Below are 223 nucleotides of genomic sequence, written 5' to 3' on the forward strand. Positions count from 1 at the left end.
TGATGGCAGAGAGGTCACACCCGTTCCCATACCGAACACGGAAGTTAAGCTCTCTAGCGCCGATGGTAGTTGGGACCTTGTCCCTGTGAGAGTAGGACGTTGCCAGGCAAATGGAGGATTAGCTCAGCTGGGAGAGCACCTGCCTTACAAGCAGGGGGTCGGCGGTTCGATCCCGTCATCCTCCACCATTTAGCCGACTTAGCTCAATTGGTAGAGCAACTGA

1 tRNA gene and 1 rRNA gene are annotated in these 223 nt (G+C 55.2%); both read left to right on the top strand.

What is annotated here, in order from left to right:
* Window positions 1-108, top strand: a 5S ribosomal RNA gene (gene rrf, locus MR143_RS32885); the annotation flags it as partial.
* Between the two features lie 4 nt (window positions 109-112).
* A tRNA-Val gene (locus MR143_RS32890) sits at window positions 113-188 on the top strand.
* The last annotated feature ends 35 nt before the right edge of the window (window positions 189-223 follow it).

The sequence above is a fragment of the Bacillus cereus group sp. BfR-BA-01347 genome (genome assembly GCF_022663835.1).
GTDB classification, from domain to species: Bacteria; Bacillota; Bacilli; order Bacillales; family Bacillaceae_G; genus Bacillus_A; species Bacillus_A thuringiensis_K.